At 40.5% G+C, this 21,403-nt stretch carries 19 protein-coding genes and 1 pseudogene; 9 read left to right on the top strand and 11 right to left on the bottom strand.

Annotated features, from left to right (window positions below; translation table 11 throughout):
* Positions 1-117: 117 nt before the first annotated feature.
* Positions 118-567, top strand: a pseudogene (locus HWQ36_RS20550) (type ISP restriction/modification enzyme); the annotation flags it as partial.
* Here the strand turns inward: HWQ36_RS20550 and HWQ36_RS20545 are convergent.
* From HWQ36_RS20545 to HWQ36_RS20520, 6 genes are all read right to left on the bottom strand, one after another.
* Positions 545-850 (bottom strand): hypothetical protein, encoded by a 306-nt coding sequence (locus HWQ36_RS20545; protein ID WP_292705792.1) that lies wholly within the window; start codon positions 848-850, stop codon positions 545-547. The pseudogene HWQ36_RS20550 and the gene HWQ36_RS20545 overlap by 23 nt on opposite strands.
* Positions 837-1,115: a BrnT family toxin gene (locus tag HWQ36_RS20540; RefSeq protein WP_366829374.1), complete on the bottom strand. Its 279-nt coding sequence runs from the start codon at positions 1,113-1,115 to the stop codon at positions 837-839. Before HWQ36_RS20540 ends, HWQ36_RS20545 begins: the two co-directional genes overlap by 14 nt.
* A gap of 1,079 nt (positions 1,116-2,194) precedes the next feature.
* Positions 2,195-2,335 (bottom strand): hypothetical protein, encoded by a 141-nt coding sequence (locus HWQ36_RS20535; RefSeq protein WP_292696868.1) that lies wholly within the window; start codon positions 2,333-2,335, stop codon positions 2,195-2,197.
* A gap of 860 nt (positions 2,336-3,195) precedes the next feature.
* A complete protein-coding gene (locus HWQ36_RS20530) occupies positions 3,196-4,581 on the bottom strand; it encodes an ATP-grasp domain-containing protein (protein ID WP_292705789.1) in 1,386 nt (461 codons plus the stop codon).
* A 106-nt stretch (positions 4,582-4,687) separates the two neighbouring features.
* Positions 4,688-5,521 (bottom strand): class I SAM-dependent methyltransferase, encoded by an 834-nt coding sequence (locus tag HWQ36_RS20525; protein ID WP_292705786.1) that lies wholly within the window; start codon positions 5,519-5,521, stop codon positions 4,688-4,690.
* A 4-nt stretch (positions 5,522-5,525) separates the two neighbouring features.
* Positions 5,526-6,758 carry a sedoheptulose 7-phosphate cyclase gene (locus HWQ36_RS20520; RefSeq protein ID WP_292705783.1) on the bottom strand — a complete coding sequence of 411 codons (1,233 nt, stop codon included), beginning with the start codon at positions 6,756-6,758 and terminating at the stop codon, positions 5,526-5,528.
* Between the two features lie 969 nt (positions 6,759-7,727).
* Between HWQ36_RS20520 and HWQ36_RS20515 the strand changes: the two genes are divergently transcribed.
* The 5 genes from HWQ36_RS20515 (at position 7,728) to HWQ36_RS20495 (ending at position 11,888) form a co-directional block, all read left to right on the top strand.
* Positions 7,728-8,444, top strand: a complete 717-nt coding sequence (locus HWQ36_RS20515) for a class I SAM-dependent methyltransferase (RefSeq protein ID WP_292705780.1) — start codon at positions 7,728-7,730, stop codon at positions 8,442-8,444.
* Positions 8,445-8,857: 413 nt separating this feature from the next.
* Complete coding sequence (locus HWQ36_RS20510) at positions 8,858-9,940, top strand: M4 family metallopeptidase (RefSeq protein ID WP_292705777.1); 1,083 nt, start codon at positions 8,858-8,860, stop codon at positions 9,938-9,940.
* A gap of 167 nt (positions 9,941-10,107) precedes the next feature.
* A complete protein-coding gene (locus HWQ36_RS20505; RefSeq protein WP_292705774.1) occupies positions 10,108-10,407 on the top strand; it encodes a protealysin inhibitor emfourin in 300 nt (99 codons plus the stop codon).
* 102 nt (positions 10,408-10,509) lie between these two features.
* A complete protein-coding gene (locus HWQ36_RS20500) occupies positions 10,510-11,427 on the top strand; it encodes a DUF4437 domain-containing protein (RefSeq protein ID WP_292705771.1) in 918 nt (305 codons plus the stop codon).
* A complete protein-coding gene (locus tag HWQ36_RS20495) occupies positions 11,427-11,888 on the top strand; it encodes an antibiotic biosynthesis monooxygenase family protein (RefSeq protein WP_292705769.1) in 462 nt (153 codons plus the stop codon). The genes HWQ36_RS20500 and HWQ36_RS20495 overlap by 1 nt, the downstream gene beginning before the upstream one ends.
* Before the next feature lie 134 nt (positions 11,889-12,022).
* Here the strand turns inward: HWQ36_RS20495 and HWQ36_RS20490 are convergent, their stop codons facing one another.
* The gene (locus HWQ36_RS20490; protein WP_292705766.1) at positions 12,023-13,492 is read right to left on the bottom strand and encodes an amidohydrolase family protein; all 1,470 of its coding nucleotides are present in this window, start codon (positions 13,490-13,492) and stop codon (positions 12,023-12,025) included.
* A gap of 117 nt (positions 13,493-13,609) precedes the next feature.
* Between HWQ36_RS20490 and HWQ36_RS20485 the strand changes: the two genes are divergently transcribed.
* The 3 genes from HWQ36_RS20485 (at position 13,610) to HWQ36_RS20475 (ending at position 16,125) form a co-directional block, all read left to right on the top strand.
* Positions 13,610-14,404, top strand: coding sequence for an aspartyl/asparaginyl beta-hydroxylase domain-containing protein (locus HWQ36_RS20485; RefSeq protein ID WP_292705797.1), 795 nt, complete (start codon positions 13,610-13,612; stop codon positions 14,402-14,404).
* 302 nt (positions 14,405-14,706) lie between these two features.
* Positions 14,707-15,714, top strand: coding sequence for a quinone oxidoreductase family protein (locus HWQ36_RS20480; protein WP_292705763.1), 1,008 nt, complete (start codon positions 14,707-14,709; stop codon positions 15,712-15,714).
* A 12-nt stretch (positions 15,715-15,726) separates the two neighbouring features.
* Positions 15,727-16,125 carry a nuclear transport factor 2 family protein gene (locus HWQ36_RS20475; protein ID WP_292705760.1) on the top strand — a complete coding sequence of 133 codons (399 nt, stop codon included), beginning with the start codon at positions 15,727-15,729 and terminating at the stop codon, positions 16,123-16,125.
* A 43-nt stretch (positions 16,126-16,168) separates the two neighbouring features.
* On the opposite strand, the gene HWQ36_RS20470 is transcribed toward HWQ36_RS20475, so the two are convergent.
* The 4 genes from HWQ36_RS20470 to HWQ36_RS20455 form a co-directional block, all read right to left on the bottom strand.
* Positions 16,169-16,645, bottom strand: coding sequence for a hypothetical protein (locus tag HWQ36_RS20470; RefSeq protein ID WP_292705756.1), 477 nt, complete (start codon positions 16,643-16,645; stop codon positions 16,169-16,171).
* A gap of 150 nt (positions 16,646-16,795) precedes the next feature.
* Positions 16,796-19,192: a response regulator gene (locus HWQ36_RS20465; protein WP_292705753.1), complete on the bottom strand. Its 2,397-nt coding sequence runs from the start codon at positions 19,190-19,192 to the stop codon at positions 16,796-16,798.
* Between the two features lie 616 nt (positions 19,193-19,808).
* The gene (gene hpsU / locus HWQ36_RS20460; protein ID WP_292705750.1) at positions 19,809-20,390 is read right to left on the bottom strand and encodes a hormogonium polysaccharide biosynthesis acetyltransferase HpsU; all 582 of its coding nucleotides are present in this window, start codon (positions 20,388-20,390) and stop codon (positions 19,809-19,811) included.
* Between the two features lie 41 nt (positions 20,391-20,431).
* Positions 20,432-21,388 (bottom strand): glycosyltransferase family 2 protein, encoded by a 957-nt coding sequence (locus HWQ36_RS20455; protein WP_292705747.1) that lies wholly within the window; start codon positions 21,386-21,388, stop codon positions 20,432-20,434.
* Between the last annotated feature and the right edge of the window lie 15 nt (positions 21,389-21,403).

Here is a 21,403-nt window from a genome sequence, read left to right as displayed (position 1 = left end):
GAATTAAATCTTACCCTACCTCGGATGGTGTCACTTTGTTTCCAACAAAGATTGCTGATCAGGCAAGTCCTCTTGTCAATAGGCTTTGAGACGCGCTAACCCTGCACCAAATACGAACTTAATTTGAAACGAGAATTTCCCCGCATACCCTTCTACGAAGACTTTCAGCAATGGGTTAACTGGGGTAAAAAATTGATGAATTTGCACATCAATTATGAAACCGTTGAACCCTATCCATTAAAACGAATTGATTTACCTTTCGCTAAAAATAGGACACCAAAGGCAAAACTAAAAGCCAATACAGTCAATGGAACCATTACTTTAGATGATGTCACAACTCTACAAGGTATCCCCAAAACTGCTTGGGAATATCACCTTGGCAACCGTTGTGCTTTAGAATGGATATTAGATCAATACAAAGAAAAGAAACCTAAAGACCCTACTATTGCGGAAAAATTCAATACATATCGCTTTGCAGATTATAAAGAACAAGTAATAGATTTACTACAAAGAGTCTGCACTGTCAGCGTGGAGACAATGCAGATTATTCAACAGATTGAGATGTAATCGATTTGTTATTTTTCGGGAACAGACTAATCAATGTGCGTAAAGCCTGATTGACAGCTTCTCCATTAGGAAAATACTCCCGGACATCAGGATCAAGTATCACTGCCCCATCTTCAAGGGTAAAATGCTGTACAACAGTTGTGTCATCAGCTTGATGAATGGTGACAGTATGTCCACGCCGATAAGCTTGATAATGCTTTCCAAGAACACCATCTGTGAAATCGTATTCTGGGAGCATATCGTTATCTGTGATATCAGGCTGCTCAGAATTAACTTTGTTCATAAACTTTCCGTTCTGCTTTTGTGGCTTGGCGGCAACTGATAATGCGAATTTTGGCTTGACGTTCTGTATAAACTACAACGAGTAACTGTCCTCGTAAAGAAAGACCAATATCAATGTATCGTTCTTCGTCAAGTGAGTGGTTAGGATCAGTAATAGTAATCGAAAACGGGTCATTGAATACAGTTTTTGCTTCCTCAAAGCTAATTCTATGCTTCTTGAGGTTTTCTTTGGCTTTTTCTTCATGCCATTCAAACCCCAATTCCACAGAATTACCCTCTTTTTGACGATTTTAGCAACTTCTCAGCAATATTGTAATTGTACGTTGTTTTTGAATCGGTATAAGAGGATGTTTTAAAAGTAGTTAACTGTGATTTTAGGCACTTGTTGCTCCCCCCTAACTCACGCCAGTCGCTCCACTACAGCGCTTCTGGTACGTCCGCTTTGCACTAAGCGAAGCTATGCCGTAGCACTTCGTGGAAGCAAGCTAGCAAGAGCGTCTCTAAGAGTTGGCTTTACGCGCATCCTGCGGCGGGGGAGACCCCTGTTCCCGCGCTGGCTCCCCTTAAAAAAGCAGGGCCGATTCATTCCCTAAAAGGCTTTAAAAATCAAGAGTTCTAGCAATTTAAATTTGATTATTTTGCTAAGAGCGTGTCGAGAGAACAGATAATTACACTGTTGTTTATGTGCTTAAAAGTCTATTCAGTCGCTACTCATACTTATGATTTTTATCGCTAACTATCTTGACAAATCCTGTTTAAGAGGGAACGAAACAGCCCTGCCCTTAAAAAGGGGGGAAAACTTCTTAAAGTCCCCCAATTTATCGGGGAGCCACTGCGGTCTTGGGGTCTCCCCCGCCGCAGGATGCGCGAAGCGCTGTAGTGGAGCATCTGGCGTGGTTTCCCCCATGAGCAGGTGGCATGGATTTAGGGGGATCTACTACGATTTTGGTTTTATACAAAGATGTGTGTACACCGTAGCCTAAAAGGAGAGAGGCTTTGAATCTTACTCCCCAACGCTACAAGGGTTGGGGCTGGGGGTTAGGTCTGTATTGCACTCAACTGAGAACCGCTATAGCTTATCTTTAACGCTCTTCTATTACTCTCGTTAAATAAAAATTCAGAACCCTTGATTTTTAAGGCTTTGATAAATTTACGAGTAGGTTGGGTTGAGGGACGAAACCCAACACGAAAAACCCTTGGTTTTGTTGGGTTTCACTAAAGTTCAACCCAACCTACATTTTTTCTTTCATCAGAGTCATAAAAGAGCGTTAGTCATTGGGCATTGGTTATTTCTACCAAAAGTAAACCACTCAAAGAGTTGCTTTGCAAGGATTATAGTCAATCACTATTGCGCTTCCCGACCTATCCGCTTTCGCATTTCTGCTTCCAGTTCTTCTGGGGTGGTTACTGCCACACGTCCCGGCGCGGTTTGCAACAAATCCATGTATCTATGAAATGCTTGCACGTCATCAGGGTGCGATCGCACCTAATACCAATTTTTTATGAAGCTGCATAGAATTCGATCCCCCCTAGCCCACGCCAGTCGCTCCACTACAGCGCTTCTCTGCGAGACGCTTTGCGAACGCGCATCCTGCGGCGGGGGAGACCCCAAGACCGCAATGCAGCGCTAAATCCCCGTCACAAAACTTAATTACGAATTACGAATTACGAATTACGAATTATTTAACCTGATGCCAAGAGGCTTACCCTATCAGAAACCTCCGGGAATTACTACTTTGATTCGCGGATTGTATCAGTTTGAATCTACCTTTTTTGGCTGGAAACTCGCTCTAGGACTACTTGTGTGTACACCGTAGGATCTGGGAGAGGGATTTAGGGTGAGGGCGAAAACTACGGTTCTCAACTTAGATGAGGTTTATAAGCTAACTTTCGCTTTCATTCTTGGTTGTCCTAAAAAATATTCATGATGAAATCTAGGTAATATTTCTTACATTCTATTTTTTGTTAATATAGCGGTTCTCGAATGGAAGCAATACAGTTTGACCTCACTTCCATTCCTCTCTCCTCTTAGGAGAGAGGCTTTGAATCTTACTCCCCAACGCTACAAGGGTTGGGGCTGTTCTTGTTAGGTCTGTATTGCACTCAACTGAGAACCGCTATAAGCGAGGGATTTAGACCCCTCAAAAATGTTAAAAAATTGATATAAAAAAATAAAGAGAGTAAACCCGCACTAAATATAAGTATAAATGCGGGATGATTTTGATGGTTTTGTGAGATGGGCATCTTGTCCGTCCCTTGTATTGCAGGGCGGGCAAGATGCCCACCCCACAAGATTCATCCCTTGATTTAGCAATTTGGAATTACGAATTACGAATTACGAATTACTTAGTCTCCACCTAATTCCACGAGTTTACCGATATTAAAATCAATTTTTACCCAGCCTTTTAGCTGTTGCAGATTTTGTAGCAAAAGTAAAGTAATCTGCCAATGGTGCAAAGTTAAAAATGGTATCGGATCATCCAGGCGATAAATGGCATCTGTACCTCGTATTAACCTCCCAAACCACGTTTGCAATTGTTGCCCAGAACGAATCCCAGTCAATCGCCAAATTTCGTGATATATCCAGTAAGTAGGCTTGCTATCTGCCAGAGGTTCCAAAGGTGCGGCTAGGGGAGTTTTCCCAAAATAGGCTTCTGCAACACCTGGATGATTGTAGAACATTGTAATCGCCGAATGGGTGCGAGGATTACATTCAATGGCATAAGCTGTACCATCTTCAGCTTGGATAAAGTCAAGAGATATTTGTCCAGTCAGCCGCAAACTTTTAACGAAATGTTGCACCCATTCTTGAATTTGGGGATTTTCGACATTTTCATAGTTAATCTGAAATGCAGAAGAATTTGAGCAGCAATGCAACCTTAATTCGCCGTCTCGGACTGTGCTATGGGTGCATAATTCTTTCCCAGGAATAAATTCTTGCATAATCCAAGGTTTTTCTGGGCTGATGGGTAAACTTTTGACAAAGGCTGCTGTCTCTTCTGGGGTAGCACAAGGAAGTTTGGTTAAATTTAAGCGGCGAACTGAGTCGTAAGAAATACTTTTAAGAATATATTTGCGCGTTTCTTTGCTAAAATCGAAGTTGATAACTTGTTCAGGATCGGTAATTTTAAAAGATTTGGGGACTGATAAACTAAGCGATCGCGCCTGATCGGTAAAGGCAAATTTATCATCCAGCATCTTGGTTATATCAGCATCGAAGTGGAAAACCTCACAATATTCTGAGAGTGCAGACTTTGCTAAAGAGTCGTAATAACTAGCTACAGGGCTGCATACGGGTACATAAACGTCAATCTTCTCTTGTTTGACAATTTCTAATAGCGCCTGGGTGTAGCCTTCTGGGTCATCTTGTGGTGCAGGAACTGTATAAAAACGACTCACAGCATTTGAGAATCTATGCCCTGATAACCAGTATTTATGACCTTCAATCAGAATAACTCTGTGTCCGGCTGCATGGAAGGAGCGGGCAAGTTGTAATGCTTTGGTCATTTTGCCGCCACTGACCAAGATATTCTGAGGATGGGCGGCTACGGCAGGTTTTTTTGTAAATGGCCCCCACATCAGCGATAGCAATACTATAAAAGCATTAAGCGGCAAGGCTATCAGCAGTAGTGTTAGAGTCCCGATAGTCTTGAATAGAGCTACTATTTTTATCCTCACACCCTGTGATGGCGTTGGGGATTGAGGAAGAGATAAAGGGATTGATTGTGCCATAAATTTTTCCTTGACGTGGAATGCGGTTCTTTTGTAGGGATGCACAGATGTGCGTCCCTACCGGATATTGCATCCAAATTAGAACTATTTGAATTTTTTGCGCCTGTTATACCAAGCGTCTAATCAGGGTTATGCCATCTCGGATGGGTAACAGAACTTGCTCTACACGAGAATCTGCGGCGACAATGCGGTTGAATTGAGCGATCGCATCACCATTGGCTGTACGCTGTTCTGATGGCAGGTAAACTTGTCCTTGCAACAAAGTATTATCTACGCAGATTAACCCGTCGGCAGCTAGTAAATGGCTATCCAAGATAATTTGGAAGTACTCTACATACTCCTTTTTATCGGCATCAATGAAGATTAGATCGAAGGATTCTTTTTTAGCCGCCAGCTTGTGCAGCGTCTCTAGTGCAGGTGCTACTTCTACAACAATCTTGCCGCCGTGGGGAGACTCTTGAAAGCAAGTTTGAGCAAATTCGGCCACATAAGAGTCTACTTCACAAGCAATGAGTCGCCCATCATCTGGTAACGCCTCCGCCATTGCCAAAGCTGAATATCCTGTGAACATTCCCACTTCTAAGATGCTTTTGGCCTTGGTAATATGCACAAACATCTTTAATGTCTGTCCTTCAAGATGTCCTGAGAGCATTTCTTGCTCTAATTGACGCACTGTTTCACCATCACTAAAGCGTTTACTCCAGTCTTCTTTGCTGGTTTTCTGTGCTAGTGCTGTCAATGCGGTGGATTCCGGGGTAGTGCAATCATCCAAATAGGGATCTAAACCTGCTGCTAATTGCAACCCTTGGCGCAGAGATGTCAATATCTCTAAAGGAATATTATTTTCTTCTGCCATTCTGAGGGTTTTTTGTAACTGTGCTACCAGAATACTATGTGGCGTAATGGGTCTTGCGGTATCTCGTCCTAAAATACTGGTCATGTTTTCACACTCCCAATAGTTTGGATTCTTCTTGAGTTTCTATGTAAGCGTCAATCCCATCTCCGCCACGAGGATATGTAGCACACAGACGTTTGTGTTCAGCTAAAGCTGCATCTAGTTCTTCACGGGTGAAATCGTTGACAAAGAAGCACTCACCAATGGGTTTGGGCATAGCTGCGCGTTGTTTACCGTCTCGCGTTAAGCTAATAGATTGGGTAGCATACCAGAGCAAATCACCATCTAGTAGAGGATGATCGATTGATAAACCGATACGACTCATCAAGCTCAAAATGCGATCGCGTTCTCCTGATGTAATGTAGCCACGTCTTCCAGCAATGGTTGCAGACAATGCCATGTCTATATTGACGGCATGACCGTGAAACAACGGTATCATTGGAGCTAATTCTAAGGTAGGACTCCAAGTATGACCGTAGGCGATGACGCGATCGAGGTCTAACTCATGCAAGTTTGGAGTCTCCAATTCCAGCATAGTTTTAATTGCCGCGTAATTGAGTTTGTGTGCGATCGCTTTCAGTTCCTTTGTGCCATTCACATATCCAAAGTGAGTGGAAAGCAACTCTTCGCCATACTCATACAGCAATTCAAAGACTTCAGAGTTCGCCACAACAGCAATTTTCACCAACTCTGCCATCCCATTCCGAACTTGAGCCGTTGGTAATGTTTGCAAAAAGGAGAAATCGAGGATAACTTTCAAAGGAGCATGATATGCACCCAAGCGATTTTTTAACTTGCGATGGTTGACTGCAACCTTAATCGCCACACCTGCATCAATCAAACCAATCAGCGTTGTAGGAACCCGAATGTAGTTACTCTTGCGACGGTAAGCAGCACATGCAAACCCAGCTACATCAGTGACTAAACCACCACCCACTACTAATACTGGTTCCTTGCGGATTAAGCCAAAGTCAGAAAAAGCATCAACAATTTTTTCAAAGGTTGCAAGGGTTTTCGTAGGCTCAGTAATCACAATGGGAACTACGGTCAGATCAATGCTATAGTGTCTAAAATATGACTTGATTTGCTTGCCATATAGTCTGTTTACATTGGCATCAATCACAGTCAGACAGCGACCAAACTTCTCATAGCTGTCTGCAATTTCTCTGTTACTGATATCAAATGCACCATTCACATAGACAAGACTAAACTCAATTTTTTCGTAACCTTCCACCCGAAATTCAGCTTCCGTTGCTTCAAACGATGCTTGAACATTACTCATTATTATTGACCTTGGTAGAACTGAAAAATTTGTGAAAATTCAGGCAATATTTGAGATTTCCCCTGATGTATGGGAATAACAAATTATGCTCATGAACGCCGAAAATTTTAGGCATTCTAAAGCAAGCTTTTACTAGAAAAGCTGATTTTTATTACCGAGCGATGCCACTAAATAGCACCGTTATTTATCTAAATTCTGTAAGCTAACCTCTGATTTGAAGTTGCCTCAAGACTAATCAACTAGTCCCAATAAAAATTTATCGTCATAACGCTTGCGCTCTTTTGGGATTGTTGACCTGAATCCGGCGAGTTAACCTTAAATTTAGATTAACTCCAGTATAGACCTGTAGTAAATTAACCTGAATGCAGATTAACTTCACGATGAACTCTGCTATGTCTATCTATAGATATAGAGATTTTACAACTGTTTTAATTCGCAAAATTTCTGACAGAGAAAATTGGATAAATAGCTTATCTCCGGGCTTCCATTTAAGATTACAGCCCTGATTAACCTTCAGTTCGCTGTTTTTTAGCATTAGTCTCGAACCTTTTATCACTAAACTTGCTACACTCTGTTTTACTCAGAATGCCAGTGGACTTCTAGTTTGTTTTAGTTAACTTTCTGTTCAGTATTTAATATACCAACGTCAGTAACTTTTGAAAACCCAAAATTTTAATTAATCAGAGTTACTAATTACTCATATCAGTTTAACTCAATACGTGAGCAATTTTATATTTACAAATCTTAAAAAAGAGTTAAGCTGGCTTTTTTGCTCAAAATCATAAGATTTCAGCTTAAATTAATAGATGACTTTCTGTTAGATAACATAAAATGTGATATATGTATTCTGCCAAAAGTATATGAAGTGAATATTTTTTAATACTAAAAGTTGCTCATACCGATGTAATCTGTACCTCAGTAATGATGGATGATTAATATTGATTAGTCTGTATATTTGTTTTGATCCCTATGCAACAGTTATTTCCCGGAGAGGTATTCGCCAGCACTGCTGATTTTGACATTGGTATTCGCCAACTGATACCTAGATACGATGAGATGTTGGAGGTAATTACCCGTTGTCTACCTTCCACAAGTCTGCGGATATTAGAATTAGGTTGTGGTACAGGGGAACTTAGTCTCAAGATACTCAAACGCTTTCCAAATGCCCAAGTGATTGCTCTAGATTATTCACCTCGAATGCTACAATTTGCCCAAGATAAAATCACAGCAGCTGGATATCAAAAACGTTGGGTTGGTACACAAGCAGACTTTGGCGATTGGGCAAATAATCCAGAAAAATTAGATATTGGTAGCGAATTTGATGCCTGTGTCTCATCCTTGGCAATCCATCATCTCCAGGATGAGATGAAATTAAAGTTATTTAGCAGAATTGCTCCTAGCCTCACTCAAAATGGCTGTTTTTGGAATGCAGACCCCATTTTACCAGAATCACCAGCTTTAACAGAAGTTTATCAGGCGGCACGAGAAGAATGGTTAGTTGAACAGGGAGCTAATTTAATAGAGATTCGCGCAAAACTTGGTGCAAGTAGCACTCAAGGTTACTCCAGTCAAGACCAGCTAGCTAGCTTAGATGCTCATTTACAAATGTTGAGCAAAGCTAGATTTCAGACAGTTGCAGTACCTTGGAAATATTATGGTCTGGCGGTGTTTGGTGGCTGGCTATGAAAGTTTTAGGTTTTGATACCTGGATTTGGAATTTACCTGTCCCTAATCGATATTTATAGGATTAGCAGCCCTATAGTAACAAAACAGCAATAAATAAGATTATTTCCCTTGATCGGAACTAATATATAAACGCTTTCGGTCTGTAAAGGAGGTCTTGCTAACTCATGCAAAGATTTTGGCTGAAACTTGCGGTATCTAAGCTGTCCTTGTGTTTTGATGCAATATTTCCACATCAGAAGTACCCATGAGGGTACTATCAATCCTCTACAGACCGATCCGAAAATACAGAGTAGAAAATTTTCTTCAGAAAAGAAACCAGAGACACGCGATTTGGATTCGTTTTTCTGCTCCTTTCTCCAGTGGAGTTAAAGCCACTGTAAGAATCACTTAGTTTTAAAAGGAGAATATCTTGGATGGCTCGAAATAAAAAGAAATCAGCCGAGTTCAAGTATGAGCATCTACTTGACTCTAGATGCCCGATTTGTTGTATTGTCCCACCCCACATGCTTAAAAGTGTCGTGGTGAATGGCAATCCCCAGCAGCGTACTTGGGCTTTTCATACATTAAATATTTCGGCACAATTTCTAGGACGAAGAAACGTTGTAGGTAATATCTCATTTGCACCTTCTCCAGGTGAGAAGCGCCGTACTATCTACGATGCAAAAAATGGACAGCAACTTCCTGGCACACTGGTGCGTGCTGAAGGAGATCCTCCCAGTAGTGATGTAGCAGTGAATGAAGCCTATGATGCTGCTGGTGCTACTTATGACTTGTTTAATGAGATATTCGATCGCAATTCTATTGACGACAAAGGACTACGTTTAGACTCTAGCGTGCATTATGGCGTTAAATATGACAATGCCTTTTGGAACGGCGACCAAATGGTTTATGGTGATGGCGACGGAGAACTGTTTCAACGCTTCACGAAATCAATTGATGTGATTGGGCATGAGCTAACTCATGGGATAACCCAGTATGAAGCGGGTTTACAGTACTATGGCGAACCAGGGGCACTAAATGAATCGTTTTCTGATGTCTTCGGTTCCCTGGTGAAACAGAAGACCAAAAATCAGACAGCACAAGAGGCAGATTGGCTCATTGGTGAAGGTCTTTTAGTACCGACTGTCAAAGGTGTTGCCCTCCGCTCCATGAAAGCACCGGGAACAGCTTATGATGATCCAGTATTGGGTAAAGATCCTCAACCAGCCTATATGAAAGATAAATATACTGGTACTGATGATAACGGCGGGGTGCATATCAACTCAGGAATCCCTAACCATGCGTTTTATCTAGCGGCTGTTAGCATTGGTGGCTATGCTTGGGAAAAAGCAGGCAAAATCTGGTATATAACTTTACGCGATCGCTTGAATGCCAAAGCAGATTTTAAAAAAGCTGCCAACGTCACCATTCAAGTTGCTGGCGAACTTTACGGTAATGGTAGCGATGAGCAAAAAGCTGTGCAGAATGCTTGGCAAAAGGTAGGAGTTATCAAGTAGTTAGGAGTTATGAGTGAGGAGTTAGGAATAAATAGTCAAGACCTTCCACTCCCTCACTCAGGACTGATAAATCTGTAGTTTGTTGTTGCTACAGTGGGATGTGAGAACTATCATCTTCCAGCTTAAGTATTTATCCCAACTAAATAACACAACAAAGAGCAAAAAAAATGCGGATATCCTTTGAACGCACAGGTGGCTTTGCTGGAATCAGCAAGAAGACAACCGTTGATACAGACACTCTCCCGCCAGATGAAGCTGCGACACTTCCCCGACTGGTGGAAGTTGCAGATTTATTTAGGCTACCTGAACTAATTACTTCGCCAAATCAACAGAGCGATCGCTTTCAGTATAAATTGACAGTAGAAGATAACGGCAAGCAGCATACGGTGACTGTCAGTGAAGCAGCATTGCCAGGAACCTTAAGACCTCTAATTGAATGGCTACAAACAATGGCACAAAAAAGGTAATTTGCTGAATTAACAATTTAATTTTTAGAGGAAGTCGAGTCAACGCAATCTAAAATTGAGCAATGCCTAACGAGAAACATATAAACAGGAGAATCTGAAGTCGTGGGCGAAGAGAATATAAATTTTAATTCCGCAGAAGAAAACCAAACTGATGATTTTTTGCACGTAACATCTGTAAAAGAGGATTGGGGTGGAGACGGAAGAGGACGGATGAACCTATCAGGAAGGCGTACAGCGATATCCAAAGAGTATATATCTCGCCAGTACCAATTCTTTGATACAAATGCCGTAGCAGAAGAACACGGTTGGCGAGTGAGTGGGATGCCAGATAATGTAGCATTCGGTAGTAAGCGATCGCTAACGTGGCATGACTCCGGTGCATCAACTTCAAAAGTCGTTTTACCGCCTCAATTTGAAGCCCCTTCTGGCTTCTTTACTGCCGATTTAGAGATTTTTATACTAAGAGGTGCGATTCAACTAGATGAGTGGCAATTAAACAAGCATGGCTACTCCTTTATCCCCGCAGGAGTTAAAGTAGGCCCTTGGAAAGTGCTAGGCAATGAAGAAGTTGAAATCCTTTGGATGGAGAACGGCCCCATTCCATTAAAATTTAAAAATGCAACAAACGATCATCCAGATGCTAGACTGCGTGACTTCATCCCTGCATTGGATAGCAAATTGCTACCGTGGAGCAAGACAGATACAGTTCAATTTGAGATATCTAAAAAAAAGTTTTTAAGAAAAGATAGTAACGGGGGTGGAGTATGGCTGCTTGCTATCTTGCCACACTACGATGGTAAATATCAAATGATCCAGTCATATAACGAAGAAGCATACGGTTTAGTTGGATATTGTAATATAGGAAATTACAGTTTTGCCAAAGGCCACTTTGGCTATTGTCCTAGCTTTAGCACTCTTCCCATACACTCAACGGACGATGGCGGTTTGTTCTTTGTCAGAGTTGATAGAGATTTATCTAAACTTGGAACAGTCTTGTCATATATACATAGAGATATCTAATGATTAGATTCAGTAATTTTTTTAGTATTATTTGTGGATTGACGGTTTCAGTTTCAATTTTACCAATTTCTTCTGTTATACAGATTGAAACACGTGCAGTTTCAGCACAGTCTCTACCGAATAATCGCACTACTACCCAATCCAAGAAAGTAGTCGCACGCATTTGGCATGGTACAACACTGACATCGAAAGCAGATGAATATTATGCTTATTTGCTAGAAGCTGGAATTAAAAAAATCGAGTCAATTCCTGGGAATTTGGGGGCGCAAGTACTTTGCCGCATTGATGGAAATAATACGGAATTTACTGTTATCTCTTACTGGGAATCACGAGATGCAATTCGCAAGTTTGCAGGTAACGACATTGAAAAAGTTAGACCTCTTCCTAGAGATAATGAATATCTCATAAAACCAGAAACAAAAGTTAAACACTTTGATGTCTTACTTGACAATCGCAAATAGTTTTATATGGCGTTGCTAAAATTAAGGGATGATTCTTGTGGGGTGGGCATCCTGCCCGCCCGGAAATACAAGGGACGCTCATGTTGCCCATCCCGCAAATATGCAACGCCTTTTATATTTATGTGGAGATTACTCTAACATCTTTTCAAATATCGCCCAGTGGGTGAACCTAAAACTTGCCCATTATTATAAATAAGATTTCCGCGCAAAAACGTACTTTTCACTCGTCCCGTTAACTCCATTCCTTCAAAGGGCGTATAACCCTGTTGTGACTCAGACTCAGCAGCACTTACCACAAAGCTTTCATTTGGATTTACCAGCACAAAATCAGCATCATAACCAATAGCAATGTCACCTTTTTCTAACAAACCAAAGCGCCGTGATGGGTTCCAAGATAGCAACTTAGCCATCTGGTTGTAAGACATTCCCCGCTTGCTACCTTCACTAAATACACCAGAAAGTAAATATTCTGTACCGCCAAAACCAGACTTTGCTAACCAAATATTATTCGGATTTTTATTACTTCTTTTTTGTTCAGCAGAACAGCAAGCATGGTCGCTAACTATCCAATCTACCTGATTGTTGAGTACTGCTTGCCATAAGTATTCCACATCAGCGCGAGGACGAATGGGAGGATTGACTTTTGCCCAAATACCATTAGGAGTATCGACATCTAATAACAAATGTCCAACAGTAACTTCTCGCCGAAAATTGATATGGGGAAAAGCAGTTTGCATAGTCAAAGCTGCTTCCATAGCCTTACGTGAACTCAGGTGCAACAAATTGATATTTGCACAGTTAGTTTCATTGGCCAAATAAGAAGCAATGCAAATTGCTAAACCTTCAGAATGAGGTGGACGCGCTGCACTGTAAGCGTGTAATCCGTTAAGACTAGAATCATTTTCAACTATTTTGGTATAGGCGTTGAGAATTTCTGCAACTTCACAGTGCAAACTCAAGCTGATAGTATCTCGCGCTTCTGGATGTTTTTCCATCAAGCGAGTTAGACCACGCATAATAAATTCAAAATGGGCGAAGTCGTATCTTTCCTCTTTGTTAATCATCAAAAAGAGGTTTTGCTGGTCTGATAAACCATGCAACCCATAGCCGCCATAAAACATGAAGATTTTAAACGAAGATATACCGTATTCCTCAAACAATAGGGGTATTTCGTCGATATGCTGGCTTGCTATAGGTGCGATGTGATAGCCGTAATCTACAAAAAAATTACCTGCGGATAACGCCAACACCTCTGGAAAAAAATCGCGGTAGGAGCCGCCTTTGTTAAGATAATATTGTCCTGTACGGATGTAATTTAGGCTGGTAGTCACACCTCCCATTGCGGCTGCTTTGGTTTCAGTCACAGCATCTTTTTCGAGGGATTGATAGATACCGACGTGCATGTGGGCATCCACGACTCCAGGAAAGCCAAGCAAGTTTTTGCCATCAAATACCTGTTTGCCTGTGTCTGCGCTAATATTAGAGGCAATCTGAGCAAACTTTCCATCCTTAATGCCTAAATCAAGTAGTTCGATTGCATCCTGATGGGGACGAACTACCCGCACATTTTTAATAATTTGATCTAATACGGGAGTTTCAGACACAGTAGACCTCACACTAAAATGAGTTTAGTCAGGAATTCCAACATCGAATCGGGATGAAGACCAAATCCCATCATTATATAACGGTTTTTTATGAAATCATCTTCAGGAGAAAAGACAATGGAAAGCTTTAATGAATATCATATAGACCCAGAGACATTTACTTTTCTCAAAATCTTTGAAGATAACTGGCAAGTGATTAGAGAGGAATTTAAACGCTTTATTAACCAGGCCTCTGATGAAGAGCTAAAGTTAACTTACGATATTCTGGGGCCTAAAAGTAAAACGATTAAAACCAAGGGTGATGCAAAATACAGCGCTTTTGGTATTTTGTTTCAAGGTCTTTTTATTGAAGAATATATCCAAACTTATCAAATACAATATCCTGATTATGGGCCAGATAAGGCATCAAAAAAAGCACTTTTATTAAGAGAGAAGTATTTTCCAAATTTAGCTAATGTGATAAAAAATGTGAACTTTATTGATGATGATATCATCAGAAACGTGTATTATGGTACATTCCATCCAGGCTTGGATATTAAGCTGCATGTAAACTATAACCCTCACATGAATCGTGGGTATTTAGGATTAATAGTGCCAGAGGGAGATGTGGCTATGAAAATATGCCACGATCAACTTTATTGGCATGAAGGAAAATTCCTGGTTTTAGATCATAGCTATCCACACTGCCCACACAATTACACTAATTATGATAGAACTGTCTTGGTTGTAGACTTTTTTAAACCGGATAAGCCTAGAGATGAAGTGATCCGATTTGAGAAAGAGCAAGTCACACAACGGATGCAAGATAATCCTTACAGTTTAGGTGTTTTTGGTAAAAGCGATAAAGCTAAAGAAGAAGATTTTATCAAGTATGGTTTAGCTCATCAATTAGAGTGGGATAAAGCTTTATAAGAATAGTTTAGTAGGTCGGCGCAATTAAAGCTAACTGGCTAAGGCTGTCATTAGTCACTTGTACTGAGCGACTTGTGCCGAGCCTGTCCTGAGCGTAGCCGAAGGGCGAAGTCGAGGTAAGCCGAAGTATTGGTCATTAGTAAGGGTTTTAAGCCTATTTACGTTTCGTAATATACTTGGTTTTTTTCGCGCTAACCTACTTAGATTATTGATAATGCGTTAACTGAAAGCATAACGCATCCTATATTTAAATTTATCAACATAGCTTTAAATATTTTATTTACACCGAATAACTTATATCAATGAATGTACAAAACTACAGAAAGTTAATAGTAAATAAACTGAATCAAGATTTTAAATCTGCCGTTGAACTTGTCGAAATTCCTATTCCCAAACCTGCTGACAATGAACTTTTAATTAAAAACAAATTTTCTGGCATTAACGGTGGCTTTGACACCTTAATTTGTCGTGGTGACGTTCCATATATTAGCTTGATTCCTCCCTTTGATTTGGGTGTGGAAGCTGTGGGGAAAGTTATCGCTATGGGTGAAAATGTCAAAGATTTTCAAATTGGTGATGCTGTCATAACTACTGCACGTGGCGGCGGTTATCGAGAATATCAGGTTATCAATGCAAACTTAGTGGTGAAGGTGCGGGAAGCAACGCCAGAGTTGCTAACACTAATGCCTACAGGTGTATCAGCTTTGGTGGCACTAGAACAAGTGGGGGAGATGAAAAGTAATGAAGTGGTTTTAGTGACAGCAGCAGCAGGGGGAACTGGTCATATTGCGGTGCAATTGGCAAAGTTAGCTGGTAATCATGTCATTGGGACTTGCAGTTCTGAGGCGAAAGCAAAATTACTGAAAGAATTAGGGTGCGATCGCATTATCAACTATCGCGCCGAAAATCTCAATCAAGTCCTCAAGCAAGAATACCCAAATGGGATTAATTTAATTTTTGACTGTGTAGGTAAAACTGTATTTGATACCTGCGTTGAAAACTTGGCAGTGCGGGGACGGTTAGTAGTGGTTGGTTTCATCTCCGAATACGCAAATAATGTAGAGCAAATTACACAACCACGCCTTTATCACCAACTATTTTGGAAAGCAGCTTCTGTGAGAGGCTTTCTCATGCCTCATTATAAAGAATATATGGCAGAGGCACGCGATCGCCTCTTAAATCTTTTCTATACAGACAAACTCAAAGTTGCCGTTGACCCAACACGGTTTCAAGGCATAGAATCAATACCCGACGCTGTAGAATATCTCCTCAGTGGTCAGAATTGTGGCAAAGTAGTTGTGAGGTTTTAAGGGCGGGTAAGAATGACACAAGATTCAGAAAATACTTTAAAAGTTGCTCGACAAGCATTTGAGAATCTTACGCATGGTATGGCAACGGGAAAGTGGGAACCATTGTTAGATATGCTCACAGAAGATTTTACCCTTTGGTTTCCAATGGGTAAATTTCACGGTTTGAATGTCGGAAAACAGCGAGCTAGAGAATTTTTCGAGTACGTTTTTGAATCCTTCAGTCCTGGTTTGAACCTGACCGATTTAGACCGTGTTACCAGCAATGAAGCAACGGCTGTCTTTGAGTTTCGGGATGAGGGACTTTTGTTCGGGCAGCTTTATAAAAACAGGGTAGCTGTCTCCTTTGATGTGCGTGGAGACAAAATTTGTGGCTATAGAGAATACTTTGGAAGTGACGGTAAATCCTATTAAATAATTCGTAATTACGAATTACGAATTACGAATTACGAATTATTTAGTTTCTCTCAGGGTTGAGTTTGTTGATTTCTTTGCACTTAGCCTCTGCGGCTTGATATGCTGCCAAATAGTCTTGACCACCTAACATTACATCACCATAATATTCATAAGGTGGATCACCATAGATTGGTAATGGTTCATCTTCTGGATAATCTTCTTTCGATTCTTCAATGATGGCTTTCAGTTTTTTAATCGTTAGCCTTTGTGCCGCAAAATACCAGAGTTCTTGGGGATTTTTGTTCAGGTGCGGTAATGTGGGATCGATAATGCGTACCTCAGAGGCATCGCCTAGTTCAATCCAACTGTGTTCAATCGGTCTGTATGGCTTTCCCACAAAAGTTAAAAATCCTTGAACATATCTTGCTCCCTCAGTAGACAATGCTGCTTTGTAAGCATTATCAAACGGAGTGCTAGCTCTGCTGTTTATGCGTTCAGCAGTTTCGATTGACAGCGTTTCATCCAATAGTTTGTTCATCAATAGCAAGGATTAGAGCAGCCATGAGAATATATTACCACTCATTGGGATTGGGGGCTGGGGGATGAGGGAGATAAGGGGGATGACCATATCCAATGACCAATACTTCGACTACGCTCAGTACAAGTGACAAATGACAAATGACAAACTCTACTTAGTATTAATCACCATCTGTAAATTTCTTAACAAGTCGCTTGAGGTGTAGGGCTTGGACAAAAGGGTTTTGACACTATTACCAAGGATTTTAATGATTTCATGATTGGAAGCTAATCCACTAACACCAATAATTTTGATATCTGGATTAATTTTTTTCAACACATTGATAGTTGTTGGCCCATCCATGTTTGGCATCATCATATCAATCAAGACTACACTAATTTCTTGTTGATATTCTGCATATAGTGCGATCGCATCAATACCATCACTAGCTACTATAACTTTATAGGCATTTTTTTCTAACCAGGTTTGAGTAACCTCTCGAATTGCATCTTCATCATCAACAACGAGAATCAATTCTCCATGCCCCTGTGGTAATTCATCATCTCTAGCTAATTTATTATCCGTGTTCATTGTTTGCGTGACGGGTAAGCAAACTTGAAACTCTGTGCCTTTGCCCACTTCAGTCACTACATTTACAAAACCACTATGGCTTTTGATAATGCCAAGCACTGTTGAAAGACCAAGCCCTGTGCCTTTTCCGACTTCTTTTGTTGTGAAAAATGGCTCAAAAATTCTATCTACTATTTCTCTCTTAATTCCTATCCCTGTATCACAGACGCTAATCATTACATAAGAACCTACCTTAGCATCAATATTCATTTTGGCGTAGTGGCTATCAACCCAGAAATTCTTCGCAGAAATCTTTAGGATACCGCCGTGAGGCATGGCATCACGAGCATTGATACAGAGGTTCATTAACACTTGGTGTAGCTGAGTAGCATCGCCAAAGATATTCCACAAGTTTTGCCCAGAAACATCAATACGAATTTCAATAGCTCTGGAAAATGTTTGCTTAACAATATTTTCAATTTCTGAAATCAAATACCGCACCTGTAAGGTTTTAAAGTTACCTACAGAACCGCGTGAAAACCACAGCACTTGTTTAACTAAATCTGCGGCGCGGTTAATATTTGTTTCCATAATTGTTAGCCATTGCTGACTTTTTTCATCTGGAAGCTGTGCCTCTAAAAGTTGCACTGTCATCAACATAGGTGTTAATGCATTGTTAAGATCGTGGGCGATACCACTTGCTAGAGTGCCAAGACTCTCCATTCGCTGGGCGCGGAGAAACTGCGCTTCAAGTTGTTTTTTCTCTGTAATGTCGGAGTTGACAATTAGGACAGATTTAGCTTGTCCTTCATCATCATTTACCAGTGTCCATCGGCTAGCAACAATGATTTCTTTGCCTTGTTTGGTAACTTGATATAATTCACCTTGCCACGAACCATGTTCAACTAAAGTTTTCTGGATATTTTTCAGTTGGTCAAAACTTTGCTTTCGATACAAAAACTGATTGACATTCTTGTTCAATGCTTCTTCTGCCATCCAACCGTACAGATGTTCAGCCCCTTTATTCCAAAATTGAATTTTGTTAACCAAATCTTGAACGATAATTGCGTCTGTGGTGATATCGAGCCAGGCTGCTTGCTCACGAATTTTTTGTTCTGCATTTTTGCGTTCGTGTAGTGCAGCTTGCTGTTCGGTAATATCAATTACAAAGCCCGCCATCCGAGCAACTTTGCCTGTAGAGTCTAAAAAGATATACCCGTTATTTTCAACTGTGATGTAAGTGCCATCTTTGCGACATACACGAAATTCAAGGTGGAATCGATCTTTTGTGGATAAAACGCGGTTAATCTCATCGTTAAATAATTTTCTATCATCAGGATGAACCAACTCTAACCAACGCTGCAAACCTCCTAACATCTCAGGCATAGAGTAACCTAATATTTGCTCTACATTGCCACCATATTTAATATCGTTAGTATCCAAGTACCAGTCGTAGAGAATCTGACCACTCGCTTGAATTAATGCTTGGTAGCGATTGTTCCACTCGTCTAATGCAGCTGAATTACATCGCAGTTCTTCTTCTACTCGCTGGCGTTCAAGGATTTCTATCTCTAAACGTTTATTTTGCTCTGTGAGTTTTTTCGTGAGGTTTCGTAAACGTAAATGGATATTTACTCTAGCTAAAACCTCTTTATATTCTAGAGGTTTGGTGATGTAATCTACTGCGCCAAGATTCAAACCTTTGACTCGTTCTAATTTGTCAATCATAGCAGTTATAAATATCACGGGTATATCTTGAGTTGCTGGATTTATTTTCAAAATTCTACAAGTTTCAAACCCGTCTATTCCTGGCATTAATACATCCAACAAAATTATGTCAGGCAAAGAAGTTTCTGCAATTTTAATAGCATTTTTTCCATCTTCAGAAACTAAAACTTCAAAGCCATGATACTCTAAAAAATCGAATAACATTTTTAAATTAATAGGAGTGTCATCGACTATTAAAATGACATTTTTTTCATTGTTATGAAAATTCATACTTGCCTCTTATTAAATTTGTTTTAAAACTATTTCCTGGCTGATTTGGCATATCATATCTTCTGCCAAGTTTTTTAGATACGCATAAATTTTAGACTAGTACACCACGGCGGAAATAAGCAGACCATTAAAAGCCACGAAAAATTGATTGCTCGCAAGGCTGAAAAATGGTATGTGTATTTACGCCACACGCTACTAGTTGACAAAATGCACTTTATTGTAACCTCTCACAAATGCCTTATGAGTGGTCTATATTCTATGCAATTGAGAACTGCTATTAATAAGTAAGTCGGCGTTAATATTTCAAGTTATGTTAATAAATGTAAAGTAGGGTGTGTTATGCCGTAGGCTAACGCACCCTACTGGCGCGACGAGGCTAAAGTAGTGAATTAGCAAACTCTTGTGGGATGGGCATCTTGCCCGTCTGGTGCAGGCAAGATGCCTACACCACAAGAAAATTTAATGCAACATTTTAGGCTTGCCGCGCCACTACTTCAAATTTATATTTCTTCGTACACATTGAATTTTTCTCGCCGACTTACTTATGTCTATCAATATCTAGAAAATGTCAGGTAGCAAAGCTAACTCTGCTACCTGACTGTGTTTATCTATAAAATTACGAGATTATGGGGGTATCAAGTTTTATCCGACTCGTCTTAGGACGACAGGGGCTTCCCCAACAAACCTGTCCAGAAGGCATATTAGTCAAAACAGTACTACGAGCGCCAATCACAGCATTAGCGCCGATTTGCACTCCCGGCCCAACGAAACAATCTGCTGCTACCCATGCACCATTGTTAATAGTGATACTCGCTGTTTTCAACCCGAAGGCAGGGTCTTGGAGATCGTGACTACCAGTACAGAGGTAACTTTTTTGAGAAACTATGCAGTGTTCACCGATGTGGATCTGATCGAGGCTGTATAAAACTACGTTATCTCCAATCCAACTGTAGTTGCCAATGGTAACTTTCCAAGGATAGGTGAAGCGGGCGGTGGGTCGAATTAATACACCTTTGCCAATCCGAGCGCCAAATAGTCGTAGTAAAACACAACGCAGAATATTTAACGGTTGAGGAGTGAGGGGAAAAGCGATCGCCTGTACAAGCCACCACAACAATATATACCAACTTGGCCGTCCCCGATCAAACCAAGATTGGTCATATTTGCGTAAATCTACGAAAGGTTGATCATTTGTCATTTGTCACTTGTACTGAGCGTAGTCGAAGTATTGGTCAATTGTTATGAGTCAATGGTCAATAGCTTTCCCTCTGCTCCCCTGCTCCCCTGCTCCCCTGCTTCTTCCTTTGGGGTACTTGCAGTATTTAAGTGACCACCACAGTTGCGTAATTCGTAAAGTTTAACGCCAATTTGATATTCATATTGACTCAGCAAGCGTGCATAAATATATCCAGCTTTGCCATCCAAAAAACCGCGTTGAATTATATAAAATAAAACAAACCGTAAAAAGGGTTTAAATGGCAGGTGTACCCACACTTTTTTCAAAAAACGCTTGCGTTGCACTGCATCACCAAATAGATTCGCGCCGATTGTGCCGCTATCATCTTTACCTGTGAGAATATTAAAATAAACGCTGGCTTCCCAATTAGAATAACGGTTGTGCCGTTCTAGCCAGTGATAAAGGTCGCGGAAATCTTCGTGGAGCATATCATTTTTGAGATACCCAACTTTGCCCTGCAAAATCACATGCTCGTGAACTTCGTTATCACCAGTATTAGGAATATCTTCTGTATGTAGGTTTTCGTAGCGACCTTTTTTATGTTGAAATAAACGCAGATTCCAATCGGGATATTTTCCACCATAACGAATCCATTTTCCTAAGAAAAAGACTCGGCGGTTGAGATAATAACCTGTATATTCATTGTTTTGAATTGCTTGGTCAATTTCTTCCCAAAGTTCGGGGGTGATGCGCTCATCGCAATCTACAATTAGCACCCATTCGTTACGGAAAGGGAGATTATCTAAAGACCAATTTTTCTTTTTAGGCCAGCGTCCATTGAAGTTGAATTGCACGACATTAACACCGTGGCTTTTCGCAATTTCAATGCTGTTATCGGTACTTTGAGAATCTACTACAAATATTTCATCTGCTCTGCTGAGGCTAGCAAGGCAGGCTGGCAAGTTTGCTTGTTCGTTTTTTGCCGGAATTAATACAGAAACTGGTATTTTAGATGACATATCAGTATAAATTAT

Source organism: Nostoc sp. NMS2, from assembly GCF_017115105.1.
GTDB lineage: Bacteria > Cyanobacteriota > Cyanobacteriia > Cyanobacteriales > Nostocaceae > Nostoc.
This window is presented reverse-complemented; position numbering and strand designations above follow the sequence as displayed.

Excerpts from the sequence above, each read along its gene's own strand:
- HWQ36_RS20485 (WP_292705797.1), top strand. The coding sequence starts at position 13,610 with ATGGAAAGCTTTAATGAATATCATATAGACCCAGAGACATTTACTTTT.
- HWQ36_RS20470 (WP_292705756.1), bottom strand. The coding sequence starts at position 16,645 with ATGAACAAACTATTGGATGAAACGCTGTCAATCGAAACTGCTGAACGC.
- HWQ36_RS20530 (WP_292705789.1), bottom strand. The coding sequence starts at position 4,581 with ATGGCACAATCAATCCCTTTATCTCTTCCTCAATCCCCAACGCCATCA.
- HWQ36_RS20505 (WP_292705774.1), top strand. The coding sequence starts at position 10,108 with ATGCGGATATCCTTTGAACGCACAGGTGGCTTTGCTGGAATCAGCAAG.
- HWQ36_RS20510 (WP_292705777.1), top strand. The coding sequence starts at position 8,858 with ATGGCTCGAAATAAAAAGAAATCAGCCGAGTTCAAGTATGAGCATCTA.
- HWQ36_RS20515 (WP_292705780.1), top strand. The coding sequence starts at position 7,728 with ATGCAACAGTTATTTCCCGGAGAGGTATTCGCCAGCACTGCTGATTTT.
- HWQ36_RS20545 (WP_292705792.1), bottom strand. The coding sequence starts at position 850 with ATGAACAAAGTTAATTCTGAGCAGCCTGATATCACAGATAACGATATG.
- HWQ36_RS20465 (WP_292705753.1), bottom strand. The coding sequence starts at position 19,192 with ATGAATTTTCATAACAATGAAAAAAATGTCATTTTAATAGTCGATGAC.
- hpsU (WP_292705750.1), bottom strand. The coding sequence starts at position 20,390 with ATGACAAATGATCAACCTTTCGTAGATTTACGCAAATATGACCAATCT.
- HWQ36_RS20525 (WP_292705786.1), bottom strand. The coding sequence starts at position 5,521 with ATGACCAGTATTTTAGGACGAGATACCGCAAGACCCATTACGCCACAT.
- HWQ36_RS20520 (WP_292705783.1), bottom strand. The coding sequence starts at position 6,758 with ATGAGTAATGTTCAAGCATCGTTTGAAGCAACGGAAGCTGAATTTCGG.
- HWQ36_RS20455 (WP_292705747.1), bottom strand. The coding sequence starts at position 21,388 with ATGTCATCTAAAATACCAGTTTCTGTATTAATTCCGGCAAAAAACGAA.
- HWQ36_RS20475 (WP_292705760.1), top strand. The coding sequence starts at position 15,727 with ATGACACAAGATTCAGAAAATACTTTAAAAGTTGCTCGACAAGCATTT.
- HWQ36_RS20495 (WP_292705769.1), top strand. The coding sequence starts at position 11,427 with ATGATTAGATTCAGTAATTTTTTTAGTATTATTTGTGGATTGACGGTT.
- HWQ36_RS20480 (WP_292705763.1), top strand. The coding sequence starts at position 14,707 with ATGAATGTACAAAACTACAGAAAGTTAATAGTAAATAAACTGAATCAA.